The organism is Nocardia sp. NPDC051787 (genome assembly GCF_040681325.1).
Taxonomy (GTDB): Bacteria; Actinomycetota; Actinomycetes; order Mycobacteriales; family Mycobacteriaceae; genus Nocardia.
Map to the genome: position 1 here is coordinate 51,043 of NZ_JBFAYO010000001.1, position 13,552 is coordinate 64,594.

Consider the following 13,552-nt stretch of genomic DNA (forward strand, 5'->3'; position numbering starts at 1 on the left):
GACGCCTGGCTGAGGCGGCCGAACGGACGTGACGCGTCCCCGGTCCGTGGTTCCCGTCGGCGGTTCGACGCCGGGGCAGCCCACCGGCGTCGGCGGTCGACCGGACCCGCTCGCCGGACTGGTTGGGCGAGCGGGCTTTTCCGCGCGAGCTCAGTTGAGCCGACGGCCGTCGGTGTCGAAGAAGTAGATGTGCTCGGGATCGGTGGCCAGCCGCAGTCGGGTGCCCTTCGCGGGTGGGTTGCGCCAGTCCGCGCGCGCCACAATGGTTTCCCCGGTGCCGTCGGTTCCGGTCTCGGTGACGGTACGGCCGTAGATGTAGGCGTCGGAGCCGAGCTCCTCCACCACATCGACCTCCATCTCGATGCCGGAGCCGTTGCCCAGCTCGAAATGCTCGGGCCGGATGCCGACCGTCACGGTGGTCCCGGCCACGTCGGCGACCGAACGCGGCAGCGGGAGTGCCTGGCCGCCCAGCGCGACCCGTCCATCGGTCACCGGAAGCGTGAACAGGTTCATGGCGGGCGAGCCCATGAAGCCCGCGACGAACACATTGGCCGGATCGCGGTACAGGTCGCGCGGCGTGGCGCACTGCTGCAGCAGGCCGTCCTTCAGCACGGCGACGCGATCGCCCATGGTCATCGCCTCGACTTGGTCATGCGTGACGTACACCGTGGTGGTGCCGAGCCTGCGCTGCAACTGCGCGATCTGGGTGCGGGTCTGCACCCGCAGCTTGGCGTCCAGGTTGGACAGCGGCTCGTCCATCAGGAACACCTGTGGCTGACGCACGATCGCGCGGCCCATCGCGACTCGCTGGCGCTGACCGCCGGACAGCGCCTTCGGCTTGCGGTCCAGGTAGGGCTCCAGGTCGAGCAGCTTCGCCGCCTCCAGGACCCGCTTCTGCTTTTCCGCCTTGGCGACCTTGGCCAGCTTCAGCGCGAAGCCCATGTTCTCCGCGACGGTCATGTGCGGGTAGAGCGCGTAGTTCTGGAACACCATGGCGATATCGCGTTCCTTGGGCTCGGCGTGCGTCACGTCGTTCGCGCCGATCAGGATGCGGCCGTCGTTGACGTCCTCCAGCCCGGCGAGCATGCGCAGCGAGGTCGATTTCCCGCAGCCGGACGGGCCGACCAGCACCAGGAACTCACCGTCCGCGATCTCCAGATTCAGCCGATCCACCGCGGGTTTGGCGGCACCGGGGTAGAGCCGCGTCGCGTTGTCGAAGGTCACAGTGGCCATGACGAATTCACATCCCATCCCGGCAGGAACGTGCCGGACGATCCGAGTAAGGGCGGCACGATCCTACTGGGTCGGCGCGGTGCGCGGGCAGGTTGTGTGCGGGCCCGCACGGTCAGCCGACCGGGCGCGTCGACGCGCCGAAGCGCCGCCTGCGGGAACCGGACCACGCCGGTAGCCTCGATCGGGGAGTCCGCCCGAGCGACGAGGAGCACGCATGAGTCGTCCAGTTCGTATCGGAGTTCAGCTGCAGCCGCAGCACGCGCCCGAGTACGGGCTGATCCGCGACGCGGTGCTGCGGTCCGAGGACGCGGGTGTCGACATCGTGTTCAACTGGGACCACTTCTTCCCGCTCACCGGCGACCCGGACGGCGCGCACTTCGAGTGCTGGACGATGCTGGGCGCGTTCGCCGAGCAGACCGAGCGGGTGGAGATCGGCGCGCTGGTCACCGGCGGCGGCTACCGCAATCCGGACCTGCTGGCCGACATGGCGCGCACGGTCGACCACATCAGCGGCGGCCGCCTCATTCTCGGCATCGGCGCGGGCTGGTTCCAGAAGGACTACGACCAGTACGGCTACGACTTCGGCACCCCGGGCAGCAGACTCGCCCTGCTGAAGGAGAACCTGACCCGGATCACCGCCCGGCTGCGCAAGCTCAATCCGCGGCCGACCCGCGACATCCCGATCCTGATCGGCGGCGGTGGCGAGAAGAAGACGTTGCGGCTGGTCGCCCAGTACGCCGACATGTGGCACACCTTCGCCGACCTGGATCTGCTCGCGCACAAGAACCAGGTGCTCGCCGACCACTGCGCCGCCGTCGGCACCGACCAGGCGCGCATCGAACGCTCGGTGCAATGGCCGGGTGCGGCCAGGGCGCAGAGTTTCGTGGACGCGGGCGTGACGACGTTCACCGTGGGAGTCAGCGGGCCGGACTACGACCTCGGTGAACTCGAAACCGCCATTCGGTGGCGCGACGAAGTCAACCCGGAACCTGTCAGCGGAATCGCCTGAGCACGGTAGCTCGGCCGCGTGATCCACGACGGCGCGGCATTCGGATCGGCGTGAACGGAATTCTCGACCACCGCTGGGGCAACGATTCGCGCCGTAGCGCCCTCGGGGTAGCTGCGAAATAGCAAATTCCCGCGGCTAGGGTTGTCCGTCATGGCTGTTCTGCCCGTTGTGCGGTCTCGTGCGCTGATCGCCGTGATATTGCTTGCCGTCGGTCTGAGCGCGACGGCGTGCGGTTCCGGATCGGACGACGCGTCCACCGAGCGCAACCTCTGCGCACCGCCGGGCCTGGCCGCCGCGTCCGCCGCGCCCACCAATCTGGCCTCCTCGGCGACCGCGGGCACCGACCGATACACCACCGCGACGACCGTGCCGCCGGCTTCGATCGACGTCTCGAAGCTCGGGTTGATCACGCCCGGCAAACTCAGCGTCGGCACGCTCTCGGACGCGCCGCCGAGCATTTGCGTCAACCGGCAGGGCACCTTCACCGGTTTCGATAACGAGCTGCTGAAGGCCATCGGCGCCGAGCTCGGCCTCCAAGTGGAGTTCTCCGGCACCGAGTTCGCCGGGCTGCTCGCCCAGGTGTCCGGCGGCCGCTTCGACGTCGGGTCGTCGAACATCACCACCACCGACGCTCGCCGCCAGCTGGTCGGTTTCACCAATGGCTACGACTTCGGCTACTTCTCCCTGGTGGTGCCGAACGGCAGCGCCATCAAAGGGTTTTCCGATCTCGGGCGCGCCACCAGGATCGCGGTGGTGCAGGGCACGGTGCAGGACGAGTTCGTGGTGAACCAGCTGCGCCTGAACCCGGTGAAGTTCCCGGACTACAACACCGCCTACGCCAACCTGAAGTCCGGCCAGGTGGACGCGTGGGTCGCGCCGTCCGCTCAGGCGGAAGGCGCGATCAAGCCCGGTGACGGTATTTCGGTGTCGCAGAACACCTTCAGCCTGGACAACTTCGTGGGCTATGCGGTCGCCAAGCACAATCAGCCCCTGATCGATGCGCTCAACAGCGGATTGGACGCGGTGATCGCGGACGGCACCTACGCCAGGCTCTACAGCGACTGGGTGCCGAGGGAATTGCCGCCGGGCTGGAAGCCTGGTTCCAAGGCCGCGCCCACGCCGCAACTGCCGGACTTCGCCGCGCTCGCCGCGGACGAGCAGCAGGGTGACACCGAGCAGAACGTGCCGAAATCCACGGTGCGGCAGTTGCAGGATACGTTCTTCGACTGGTCGTTGTATCGCACGGCTATTCCCGATCTCTTCAAGACCGGCCTGCCGAACACCTTGATCCTCGCGGTGGTTTCGGGTGCGCTGGGCACTGTGCTCGGCATGCTGCTCGCGGTCGCCGGAATCTCCCGCACCCGCTGGCTGCGCTGGCCCGCGCGGGTGTACACCGACATCTTCCGCGGACTGCCCGCCGTGGTGATCATCCTGCTGATCGGCCTCGGTGTCGGTCCGGTGGTGCGCAATCTCACCGGCAACAACCCGTACTGGCTCGGCGCCGTCGCCCTCGCGTTGCTCGCCTCGGCCTATATCGGCGAGATCTTCCGCTCCGGTATCCAATCGGTCGAGGCGGGTCAGCTGGAAGCGGCGCGCGCCATCGGCTTCGGCTACCGGCAGGCGATGACGCTGGTGGTGATCCCGCAGGGCGTGCGCCGGGTGCTGCCCGCGCTGATGAACCAGTTCATCGCGCTGATCAAGGATTCCTCGCTGATCTACTTCCTGGGGCTGCTCGCCACCCAGCGCGAGCTGTTCGCGGTCGGCCGCGACCTCAACGCGCAGACCGGGAACCTCTCGCCGCTGGTCGCCGCGGGCCTGGTCTACCTGCTGCTGACCGTCCCGCTCACCCACCTGGTGAACTACATCGACCGCCGGATGCGCACCGGACGTCCCGACCAGCCGATCGACCCGATCGAGACCGCAACGATCACGGAAGGGCGCGGATAGATGAGTGCCTCCCTCACCGGCACCGGACTGCATTTGACGCTGGGGCACAACCACGTGCTGCGCGGCATCGATATCCACGTCGACGCGGGCAAGACCGCCACCGTCATCGGGCCGTCCGGCTCCGGCAAGTCCACCCTGCTGCGCGTGCTGAACCGGCTCTACGAGCCGGATCAGGGCGACGTGCTGCTGGACGGCAAGTCCGTGCTCACCGAGAACCCGGACCGGCTGCGCCAGCGCATCGGCATGGTCTTCCAGCACTTCAACCTGTTTCCGCACAAGACCGTGGCGGACAACGTCGCGCTCGGGCCGCGCAAGCTGCGCGGCCTGTCCAAGGACGAGGCTCGGGTGCTGGCCGTCGAACAGCTGGAGATCGTCGGACTGGCGGAGAAGGCCGACACCAGGCCTGCCAACCTGTCCGGCGGCCAGCAGCAGCGTGTCGCGATCGCGCGGGCGCTGGCCATGCGGCCGGAGATCATGTTCTTCGACGAGGCCACCTCGGCGCTGGACCCCGAGCTGGTCAAAGGGGTGCTCGCCCTGATGAGCGACCTGGCCTCCGGCGGCATGTCGATGGTCGTGGTGACCCACGAGATGGGTTTCGCGCGCACGGTGTCCGACAGCGTGGTGTTCATGGACCAAGGGCAGGTCGTGGAGACCGGCTCACCCGACGCGTTGTTCGACAACCCGCGGACGCCGCGGTTGCAGAGGTTCCTCTCCCAGGTGCTGTGAGCTGCGCCCGCCCTCCAGCACACTGAGAGCAATCTCGATTGATGCGCATCTGCTAATGTATTGAGCATCACGATTCCAGCTATCCGATCAAGGAAAGAGGGGAATTCGATGACCACAGCGCATGCGCAGCACACCGGCCACGATCACGTCCACGGCCCGGACTGCGGCCACACCGCCTTCCAGCACGGCGATCACACCGACTACGCCCACGACGGTCACCTCCATCGTGAACACGCAGGTCACTACGACGAATGCGAGCCGTCCGGGCACACCGAGTGCGCTGATCACCCGCATCAGCACGGCCCCGACTGCGGCCACGAGGCCATCCAGCACGGCGACCACGTCGATTACATCCACGACGGGCACCGCCACGCGGCCCACGACGGTCACTTCGACGAGCACTGATTCGCTGGTACCCCGGTCCCGGTAAGGCAGGTGATCGAAGAGCGCGAGATTCGCACTGCGGGGTTCCCACCCAGGTGGTGATTCGACCACCGGCTCGGCTATCGCGGCTGAACTTGCAGGTCGCGACGCTAATCCGTGCGTTTTCCGGACGCGGCGCGCGTCCAGAGGGAAAGCTGAGCCTGGTGCACCACATCCGAGGGAGGTGAACCATGGACGTCAAGGAAATCAATCGTCGAACGATCGCTCAGTTCCGTGCGGGCGGCGACATCGAGGGTATGCATCGCGACCGCTTGGTCCTGCTGACCACGACCGGCCGCCGCTCCGGCGCCCCACACACCACCCCGATGATGTTCCACCGCGACGGCGACCGCCTCTTGATCATCGGCTCCAATGTCGGCGCGCCGGATCACCCGGACTGGTACCTGAACCTGCGGGAGAATCCGCACGTCACCGTCGAGGTGGGCGAGGAGACCTATCCCGCGCTGGCCACCCCGCTCACCGGTGACGACCACGCGGTGACCTGGGCCATGCTCAAGAACGCCTACCCGTTCTTCGCCGAGCACGAAATGAAGACCTCGCGCGTCATCCCGGTGGTCGCGCTGACCCGGGCGTGACGCGCACTCCCCTGCTCGGCTGCCGCGACGCTCCGGCGGCAATCGGCGATCAGGTTGCTCGGTCAGTTCGGCGGCGCCGGTGCGTCGCCACGGTAGTTCGCGGCGATCTCGAGCAGCGTCATCAGGTTGCCCGGGTCCACGGGCTCGATGACTCCATCCGGAACTGCCAGTTCGGTCAGTTGGTGGCCGGTGGGACGCAGGGGCGGGGCGTGGTCGGGTTGTCCGAGGATGGTGGCGATGTTCCCGTCGGTGTCGTAGACGGCGTAGTAACGCATGAGCTGGCTCCTCAGTGGCCGGTCGAGACGGTCATCCGAATGGTGTAGCTACTCCTGGTCAGAACACGCTGTGGTTGAAGGCATCTGAGCTTAGCTTGGCTCCACCTCCGCATGGTGCCGCCTTCGTCCTCGGGTGCGCATGAGTAGCGGGTACCCGTTTTCGCCCGACTTTTGCGTACTCGGTGCAGGTAGAGCGGTCTACGGAAGCGTGATCTATGGTTTGCCGGCGCACACGGTCGCGAACGCCGACCAGAGCACCGGCGAGTGCTCGATTCCGCCGGTGCCGCGCCAGGCGGCCAATCGGGCACGCTGCCAATCGGCGAGCGCGGACACCGGGTCGGGCTGTTCGTGCGCGGCGTCGATGGCGCAGATTGCCTGCTGGAGCGGGTGGGCTTCGGGCGGTGCGCCCGCGATGCGCTGGAAGGCGAGGTCGGTCGGCAGCGCCCATCGGCTCGCGGTGACCAGTTCGGCGCCGCCGCTGATCATCGCGGCGGTCAGGCCGAGCGCTTCGCTGAATCGCAGGTCGCCGCCGCTTTCACAGGCGATCAGCGCCACCCGGCTCGGGATCGGCCACAGTTGCGGCCCGGCAACGGGGTCGGGGTCGATCGTGTGTGTGCCGAGCAGCAGATCCTTGGCCGACAACGGACGGTGCGTCCTGGTGGGTTCGGCGAAGCCGACGGCATCGGCCGTGCAGGAAAGGTGCAGTTCGGCGTCCTCGCTGCGGCCCGATTCCGGCGCGGCCGCGGTGACGTGCCCGACGTAGATCATGCGGCTCGCCCCCTCGCGCAAGGTGGCGCCGAGCCAGGCGCGGTCTACATCGGTGCGGCGGAAGACCTCGACCGGGTCCTCGACCGCGGGCCGCAGCCTGCCACGCATGGCATAGTCCGCGATGCGCTGCGCGAGTGGGGTGTCGGCCGTCATGCGGCCGAGCACCGAGCCGAGCGTCGAATCGGCGCGGAACCCGGGGACCCGTGGGTCCAGCACCGCGACGACCGGACTCGCCTGCGTCCGCGTCCATTCGCGCGCGCTGCGCCCCGGCGCTTGCACGACGCTCGCCGGGGCGAGCAGGCTGACGTCCGCGATGTCGATCAGCCGGACATCGCGATCCGGCGCGATCAACTCCCACGGCACCTGCGCGACGCGCGGTGACGGTTGCAGCCGGATATGCGGACGCACGCCACGCTGCCACAGCTCGTAGAGCTGAGCGGCCAAGCCATAGGGCAGTAGTGCCCGGGAAAGTGCCTGTGCGACAGTGTATTCGCGCTCATAGTCGGCGAAGGCCCCGGTGGTCAGCGCGCGCTCCAGCCCACCGGACTCCCCGGGCAGTGGCAGCGCGTCAGCGAGCATGCCTACCGCCCGCATCGCGGCTTCTTCCGGAAGCATGCTCGCGCCACGCTCCGCGCTGTCGCCGACCCACCGCCACGACACGTACACGTCTCCCGCGTCCGCCATGCGGACGACCACGGTCGGCGTCATATCGTCAATACCCGATCGTCGCGGATCACCCGGCCGTAGCGCTGTTCGGCGGCGGTGATGAACGGCGCGAGCGCGATCCGGCCTTCCGCGGCCAGTGCCAGGCGCGGCGGTGGCGCGACCGGTAGACCGGCACCGGCGGCGACTTCGGCGAGAGCGGCGCCGAGTTGCAGCGCGGCGCTGCCGGGATGGTCGTCGAACTCTTGCGGTGCTTCGAGCAGTGCGAGCGGGAGCCGGGCAGGCCACTCGCGCTCGGAGCGGTCGATCGCCAAGGTGGTTCCAGCACATTGTGTTTCGATGAGATCGGCCAGCAGTGGCCCGTTGCCGGACAGGTAGGCGAACCGGAACGCCAACCGCATGGCGGGGTCGGCGATCCGGCGGTTCCACTGCTCGCGCTGGGTGCCGTTGGGCAAGGTGTAGCGCACGGCGTCGATCGCCAGGGCGGCGGGAACGGCGAGGTGAACCGCGTGCGTGAGCATTTCCGCGGTCGGTGCCTCGGTCGCGGTGATCGCGTCGTCGAGCAGCGTCGCGTGCCAGAAATCGAGCTGGGCGCAGTGCAGCCCCAGACCGCGCTCGGCGTAGGTCGCGAACGCCGTGGCGAGCAACTCCTCGCACTCGGCGAGGCGCCCGGTCCTGAATGCCACCGTGGACAGCCGCATGCGCAGCTCGGCCGCGTCCAGCACGGCGCCGGACTCGATGAAGTAGGCCAAGCCCTGGTCATAGCAGTCCTGCGCGCTCGCGAGATCGCCGCGGCCCTCGGCGAGGAAACCCATCGTCTCGAGCCCGATTCCGGCTCGATAGCCGAGACCGGCGCGCTCGAAGTACTCCTGGCTCGACCGCAGCGGAGCCTCCGCCTCGTCGTAGCGCTCGACGCGGACCAGCATGGTCGCGAGGTTCTGTTCGGTCTCGGCGACCGCGTTGCGGTCGTCCACCGACGCGAACGCGGCCAGCGCTTGCCGCGCGAAATCGATGGCCAGATCGCGGCGACCGGTTTCGAAGTAGGTCGCGGCGAGATTCATCAACGGGTGGCCGGCCAGTTGCGGTGCGAAACGCCGTGCCGCATCCAGCGATTCGGTGGCCAGCTCGGCGGCGTAGGCCCAGTTCTGGCGGTGCAGTGCGACCGCGGTCAACGACAGCAGGCAGGCTACGCGGAGCACGCCGAGGTCGGTGTCGGTGTTGTCGGCGAGCAACGCCCGCGCCTGCTCCAGCGCCTCCTGCGCCTCGTCGAGCGCACCGAGGTGCTGCAACGCCTGCGACATGTTGACCAGTGCGTTCGGGCGCAATCGCGGGGCATGCTCGGGCATTTCGGCCAGCGCCGCGCGATAGAGAGCGAGCGAGGCGGTGTGGTCGCCGAGTTCGTCGGCCATGCTGGCCGCGTTGATGATCGCGCCGAGCCGGATGTCGCCGGTCGTCTTGTCCGCGGCGTCCTCGAACAGACGCTTGGCCTCCGCCGTTTCGCCGCGCGTATAGGCCGCGGCGCCGGCGGCGAGCAGTTCGCGACCGTCGTCCGGAGTCTCATGGGTCATGTCAGAAGTCCGAATCGGACGCGGCGGCCGCGATTTCGGCGAGCAACGGGCTTTCGACCGGATTGTCCGGCGCATCGGCCGTGCGGCGAAGCCGCGCCGTGACCAGCGCACGGATCTGGGCACGACGGCTGACGGCGTCCGGTTCGGGCTCGTCCACGCCGACGCCGGGCACGTAGATCGCCACGGCCACGCCTGACTCCGATCCGGCCGGTGCGGCTGTCTCCGCGTGCCAGAGTTCACCCTCGCGAATCAGGGGCACGTCGACCGCGCCGGCGGCCTGGATGCGGGCACGGGGATGCAGGTGTGCCGGGACATCAACGACCGACAGCGGTGCGGCGACCGCGCTCACCCGCACGATCGTCGTGCCGGCGTCGCGTACCACTTCCCAGGACACGGCGCGCTCCGAGGCGTCGAGCAAGCCCGGTGGGCAGCGACGCCAGTCCCAGCCCGCGGTGCCCCTGGCCAAAACCAGGGCGCCGGGTGCGACTGTCGCGACCGGTCCGGCGGCCAATGCGTAGTCCTCCGCGCGGCCCAGTGTTTCGGTGCTGCTGCGTATCTCCTCGAGCGCGTCCGCTCCGTCGACGATCAGCTCGCATTCCTCGTTCAACGCGGCGATCTCGTCCTCCAGCAGGTGCTCGTCCAGCGGGGCGATGCCATCCAGGGTGGAGGCGGGCCACCAGCGCGCCGCCCAGCGGGCATAGCCGAGCCGCCAGATACGTGCCGCGAGGTCCGGCAAGGCGGGCTCGACGGTGTATTCCCTTGTGTCCCCGTTTGATTCGTCGAGCGCGAGGGATACCTCCTGGCCGTAAATCGCCCAGACCCATTCCTGGGCGAGAGAACGGTCATCGATCACCGCCGCGGGGGCCGCGTGGCCGGTGAGCAGGCTCCACGTCAGATGCCCGCCCGCCACTTCGAGCACCAGCACGTCGATTCCCGCCGTGCCGTCCACCACGGTGGGCGCGCCTTCTGGCGCGATGATCCACAGGCCGTCTCGATTCCGGATCCGTACGGTCGTGCTCATCAGCTCGCCTTCGATTCCGCCGCGTCCGGCTCGCCCGCGCCCGCCCGCACGCTGAGCGCCCGCTTGACCCGCGTGCGATGGTCGAGGATGACCGAACGCGCCACGCCGTCGAGCAGATCCCAGAGCTCGTCCGGATCGTGGATCGCATACTCCCTGACGTCCCTGCCGTGCAGGCGGACCCACAGTCGCCGCAGGTAGGGCCGCCACGGTGTGGTCAGTTCGGCGGCGATGGCGGCCAGTGGGCCGGAGGGCGGTTCTGCGGAACCGGCGCTCACCACCAGCCGACGGGCCTGTAGCACGTATGCCTCCCGTTGCCAGCGACCGTTGATCACCTGGTGGGCGGTGGATTGCGCGGTACCCGTGCGGGTTTCGGCCAGACGCAGACGCGATTGACTCGCATTTCGCACGTGTCGCTGATCAATCGGCGCCAAGCCGAGCGCCAGCTTCGTCCCCGCCGTCGCCGCGACGCGCAACGACTCGTCCAACAGCGCCCACGGCGCACAACTCCTGGCGATCTCGGCGTCCACCAGCTCCGGAATCGGCGGCAGCTCGGCACGGTCGCTGGAGGCCTGCAGGACGGTGAACACGCGCTCGTAGACGGTGCGATCGAACGGCAGTCCCAGGGTCGATTTCGAGGCGGAGGCGCCGATGTCGGGCCGTCGCGGCACCGGATGCGCGGTGAGCCCGAGCTCCCGCGCCGAAGGGGCGGATTCGTTCTGCCACAGCTGGATTCCCGTGTGGGTTCCGGCGTGCCCGCCGATCAGTCGATTCAGCGCGGGTTGCGCCGCGGGCGCGTCTCGACCGAGTCGTGCGGCGGCGCAGGCTTCCAGCAGGGTGTCCACCGCGACGGCGTGGTCACCGCCGGACGGGTTGGTCAGCGGGCGCCGGCGCCAGGCGAGGTCGAGCAGCCCGGCCAGCACCGGCCCCTTGGTGTGATCGTTCAGGTACTCCTTCAGCGCTTGGGTGGTGCGTCCCGCGGTGTACTCGTGGATCTCGCGCAGCGCGGCCTCGGCGATGGCAGGCCCCCGCGCCGGATCCGGCATGCCGGACGTGGTCGCCAGCTCGAAGCAGCGCTGAAAGTACAGATCCTGCGGATGCCCCTCGGTGATCCGCAGCGTCCGCCGCACCTGCTTGAGCACCGTGAACCAGGCCGCCGTCGCGCGCAGCACGTCGGCCGCGGCCTGGATGCGCGCTTCGAGCAGCACCGCGCCGTCGGCCGTCAGGATCGGCCCGGCGCACAATGGATGCTGCACAGGCCGGATCACCAGCGGGTCGAGCACGAGCTTCACGGTGCGGCGCAGCGGACCGCCGTGGGGGCCGCTGAGCGGTTCGACGCCGTCGAGCCTGCGCCACACCTCGTCGAGCACCATGGCGCGCGGTCGTCGCATTCGACCAGGTTAGCTGGGTCTAATCTGCATCGCCTGCGGCGCTGCGTGTTCGCGGCCCCCCTTATGGCGAGCCGGGCCGCGAACAGGGAATGCTCGGTCTCGCTGCGCTCGAAAATCAGGGCCGGGCCGATGGGGTACGTGGGCAGCAATCGGGCATTGGATGTGGGCGGGCTGACTGGTACCTGACGGCTGGGGTGGTTGCCGGTGGCGAATTGTCCCGGGCAACACCAGATGGGCCGCGTTGTTCCCACAGCGCCAACCGCAAACGCCAGGTTTGGCTGTGCTCGAAACCGCGAGGTGGGCCGGTGTGTTGCGTGGATCGGTACCCGCGGCATCTGGATGGTCGCTACCTACGGGGCGTGCAAAACCTGGGATCGGTAGGGCGCGAACCGTTCCTAGTTTTCTCTCATCGGCTTCGCACCGCGGGGCCGAACGAAACGAAGACCGGGCGCCGCGCCCACGAACCACAAGGACAGATCATGAACACCATCCGTTTCGCCTCCGCCGCTTTCGCCTCCGCCGCCGTCGCGCTGCTCGTCACCGGATGCAGCGACGACGCGAGCACCTCGCCCGCCGCGCCCGCGCCCTCCTCGGCCCAGCCGGGTCCGGCGGCCCCGGCCGGCAAGTCGATCGCGTCGGTCGACGGCAAGGCTCTCGAGGCGAAGTTCACCACCACCTGCGCCAAGCAGGGCGGCACGCTGGCGCTCGCGCTGACCGACACCGACAACGGCGCCTACGGCAACCTCTCGGTGAGCGCGACCATCACCGGCGCCGACACCGTGCAGGCGGTCGCGATCGCGGGCAGCAAGGGCGGCGACAACGGCCTGCCCTACGCGGTCGGCTTCGGCAACGGCATGCCGGGCGGCTCGGCCACGGTGGTGAAAGACGGCAACACCTACAAGGTCACCGGCGAGGGTGTGGGCGCCCCCGACCTGACCAACCCGCTGGCGGGACCGAAGACGTCGAAGTTCGACATCACCTTCGCCTGCTCGTCCATCGTCGGCGCCTGATCGCCGCATGCCCCCGATCCGCACCCGTCATCCCGGTCTTCGCACCGGGATGACGGGTGGCGGCGAATCCCGAACTTCTCACCCCCGAAGGACTGTCATGAAAAAGATCCGCCTCTTCGCTCTCGCTCTCGGCGCCGCGGCCATCGGCTACTACGTCTATCACGCCGTAACCTACGTCCCCACAAGCGAATGGGAGCCCGCCGGTATGGGCTGGCTCGGCTTCGAGATGGCGCTGCCGATTCTCGCGTTCACGCTGGTTCCGCTGGTCTTCTCGTTCACGGGTGAAGGCATCGCCGCCGCGTTCACCGGCCGCAACAGCGCCGAGTTCCGCGACGGGCGTACCGGACTCGGCACGGTCCGGTCGGTGCGGGAGACCGGGCTGACCGTCAACGACCAGCCGCAGGTCCGTATCGAGTTCAGCGTGGAGGGCGCGGACGGCAAGACCTTCGATTCGGCGGCGAAGCTGATCGTGCCGCTCACCGAGCTGGCCCTGCTGCGTCCCGGTGTGGTGCTTCCGGTGCGCTACCTGCCCGACCGGACCGACAAGGTGGAGATCGACCTGTCCGGCGACGCGTCCGCCGCACAGCACGCGATCAACGAGTCGCTGATCCGCAAGGGCATCACCACCCGGCACAAGCTCGACATCGCCGAGCGCGGCATCGCCACCCAGGCCGTGGTGCAATCGCTGTCGGTCACCGGCACGATCCGCGACGGTTACTCCGAGGTCGAACTCGGTCTTGTGGTCACCCGGCCGGACGGATCGACCTTCGCCACCCGGGTGACGAAGTTCCTCGCGCCCACCAGTGTCGGACAGGTCCAGATGGGGCGCGTCGTGCAGGCGCACTATCTGCCCGAGAACGAGAGCGAGGTCGTCATCGCCCTTCCGGTGAACGCCTAGTGGGCGCCCCGCCTGTCCGCCAGTGGG

General features: G+C 68.7%; 13 protein-coding genes. 7 read left to right on the forward strand and 6 right to left on the reverse strand.

The features are described 5' to 3' along the window. Positions 1-150: 150 nt before the first annotated feature. Complete coding sequence (gene ugpC / locus AB0M45_RS00265) at positions 151-1,233, reverse strand: sn-glycerol-3-phosphate ABC transporter ATP-binding protein UgpC (RefSeq protein WP_364320796.1); 1,083 nt, start codon at positions 1,231-1,233, stop codon at positions 151-153. A 214-nt stretch (positions 1,234-1,447) separates the two neighbouring features. On the opposite strand from ugpC, the gene AB0M45_RS00270 reads away from it, so the two are divergent. The 5 genes from AB0M45_RS00270 (at position 1,448) to AB0M45_RS00290 (ending at position 5,934) form a co-directional block, all read left to right on the forward strand. After that, complete coding sequence (locus tag AB0M45_RS00270) at positions 1,448-2,242, forward strand: LLM class F420-dependent oxidoreductase (protein ID WP_364320798.1); 795 nt, start codon at positions 1,448-1,450, stop codon at positions 2,240-2,242. A 150-nt stretch (positions 2,243-2,392) separates the two neighbouring features. Continuing rightward, positions 2,393-4,189 (forward strand): ABC transporter substrate-binding protein/permease, encoded by a 1,797-nt coding sequence (locus AB0M45_RS00275; RefSeq protein ID WP_364320801.1) that lies wholly within the window; start codon positions 2,393-2,395, stop codon positions 4,187-4,189. Then, positions 4,190-4,915, forward strand: a complete 726-nt coding sequence (locus AB0M45_RS00280; RefSeq protein ID WP_364320804.1) for an amino acid ABC transporter ATP-binding protein — start codon at positions 4,190-4,192, stop codon at positions 4,913-4,915. A 108-nt stretch (positions 4,916-5,023) separates the two neighbouring features. Continuing rightward, positions 5,024-5,320, forward strand: a complete 297-nt coding sequence (locus AB0M45_RS00285; protein ID WP_364320807.1) for a hypothetical protein — start codon at positions 5,024-5,026, stop codon at positions 5,318-5,320. Positions 5,321-5,529: 209 nt separating this feature from the next. Then, positions 5,530-5,934, forward strand: a complete 405-nt coding sequence (locus AB0M45_RS00290; RefSeq protein ID WP_364320810.1) for a nitroreductase family deazaflavin-dependent oxidoreductase — start codon at positions 5,530-5,532, stop codon at positions 5,932-5,934. A gap of 62 nt (positions 5,935-5,996) precedes the next feature. Here AB0M45_RS00290 and AB0M45_RS00295 read toward each other — a convergent pair whose 3' ends face one another. The 5 genes from AB0M45_RS00295 to AB0M45_RS00315 all read right to left on the reverse strand — a co-directional run bounded on the left by AB0M45_RS00295 (position 5,997) and on the right by AB0M45_RS00315 (position 11,599). Beyond that, positions 5,997-6,209, reverse strand: a complete 213-nt coding sequence (locus AB0M45_RS00295; RefSeq protein WP_364320813.1) for a hypothetical protein — start codon at positions 6,207-6,209, stop codon at positions 5,997-5,999. 213 nt (positions 6,210-6,422) lie between these two features. Then, entirely contained in the window at positions 6,423-7,685 is a 1,263-nt protein-coding gene (locus tag AB0M45_RS00300) for a CHAT domain-containing protein (RefSeq protein WP_364320816.1), read from the reverse strand. After that, on the reverse strand, positions 7,682-9,208 hold the full coding sequence (locus AB0M45_RS00305) for a tetratricopeptide repeat protein (protein ID WP_364320819.1): 1,527 nt from the start codon (positions 9,206-9,208) through the stop codon (positions 7,682-7,684). The genes AB0M45_RS00300 and AB0M45_RS00305 overlap by 4 nt, the downstream gene beginning before the upstream one ends. A 1-nt stretch (position 9,209) precedes the next feature. Next, positions 9,210-10,229: a hypothetical protein gene (locus AB0M45_RS00310; protein WP_364320822.1), complete on the reverse strand. Its 1,020-nt coding sequence runs from the start codon at positions 10,227-10,229 to the stop codon at positions 9,210-9,212. After that, positions 10,229-11,599, reverse strand: a complete 1,371-nt coding sequence (locus tag AB0M45_RS00315; protein WP_364321721.1) for a hypothetical protein — start codon at positions 11,597-11,599, stop codon at positions 10,229-10,231. Before AB0M45_RS00315 ends, AB0M45_RS00310 begins: the two co-directional genes overlap by 1 nt. Positions 11,600-12,096: 497 nt before the next feature. Between AB0M45_RS00315 and AB0M45_RS00320 the strand changes: the two genes are divergently transcribed. Next, positions 12,097-12,627 (forward strand): lipoprotein LpqH, encoded by a 531-nt coding sequence (locus tag AB0M45_RS00320; protein ID WP_364320825.1) that lies wholly within the window; start codon positions 12,097-12,099, stop codon positions 12,625-12,627. 97 nt (positions 12,628-12,724) lie between these two features. After that, positions 12,725-13,525, forward strand: coding sequence for a hypothetical protein (locus tag AB0M45_RS00325; RefSeq protein WP_364320828.1), 801 nt, complete (start codon positions 12,725-12,727; stop codon positions 13,523-13,525). The last annotated feature ends 27 nt before the right edge of the window (positions 13,526-13,552 follow it).

Bases quoted from the DNA above. Each gene is read 5' to 3' on its own strand.
- ugpC (WP_364320796.1), bottom strand. From the start codon at position 1,233: ATGGCCACTGTGACCTTCGACAACGCGACGCGGCTCTACCCCGGTGCC.
- AB0M45_RS00270 (WP_364320798.1), top strand. From the start codon at position 1,448: ATGAGTCGTCCAGTTCGTATCGGAGTTCAGCTGCAGCCGCAGCACGCG.
- AB0M45_RS00275 (WP_364320801.1), top strand. From the start codon at position 2,393: ATGGCTGTTCTGCCCGTTGTGCGGTCTCGTGCGCTGATCGCCGTGATA.
- AB0M45_RS00280 (WP_364320804.1), top strand. From the start codon at position 4,190: ATGAGTGCCTCCCTCACCGGCACCGGACTGCATTTGACGCTGGGGCAC.
- AB0M45_RS00285 (WP_364320807.1), top strand. From the start codon at position 5,024: ATGACCACAGCGCATGCGCAGCACACCGGCCACGATCACGTCCACGGC.
- AB0M45_RS00290 (WP_364320810.1), top strand. From the start codon at position 5,530: ATGGACGTCAAGGAAATCAATCGTCGAACGATCGCTCAGTTCCGTGCG.
- AB0M45_RS00295 (WP_364320813.1), bottom strand. From the start codon at position 6,209: ATGCGTTACTACGCCGTCTACGACACCGACGGGAACATCGCCACCATC.
- AB0M45_RS00300 (WP_364320816.1), bottom strand. From the start codon at position 7,685: ATGACGCCGACCGTGGTCGTCCGCATGGCGGACGCGGGAGACGTGTAC.
- AB0M45_RS00305 (WP_364320819.1), bottom strand. From the start codon at position 9,208: ATGACCCATGAGACTCCGGACGACGGTCGCGAACTGCTCGCCGCCGGC.
- AB0M45_RS00310 (WP_364320822.1), bottom strand. From the start codon at position 10,229: ATGAGCACGACCGTACGGATCCGGAATCGAGACGGCCTGTGGATCATC.
- AB0M45_RS00315 (WP_364321721.1), bottom strand. From the start codon at position 11,599: ATGGTGCTCGACGAGGTGTGGCGCAGGCTCGACGGCGTCGAACCGCTC.
- AB0M45_RS00320 (WP_364320825.1), top strand. From the start codon at position 12,097: ATGAACACCATCCGTTTCGCCTCCGCCGCTTTCGCCTCCGCCGCCGTC.
- AB0M45_RS00325 (WP_364320828.1), top strand. From the start codon at position 12,725: ATGAAAAAGATCCGCCTCTTCGCTCTCGCTCTCGGCGCCGCGGCCATC.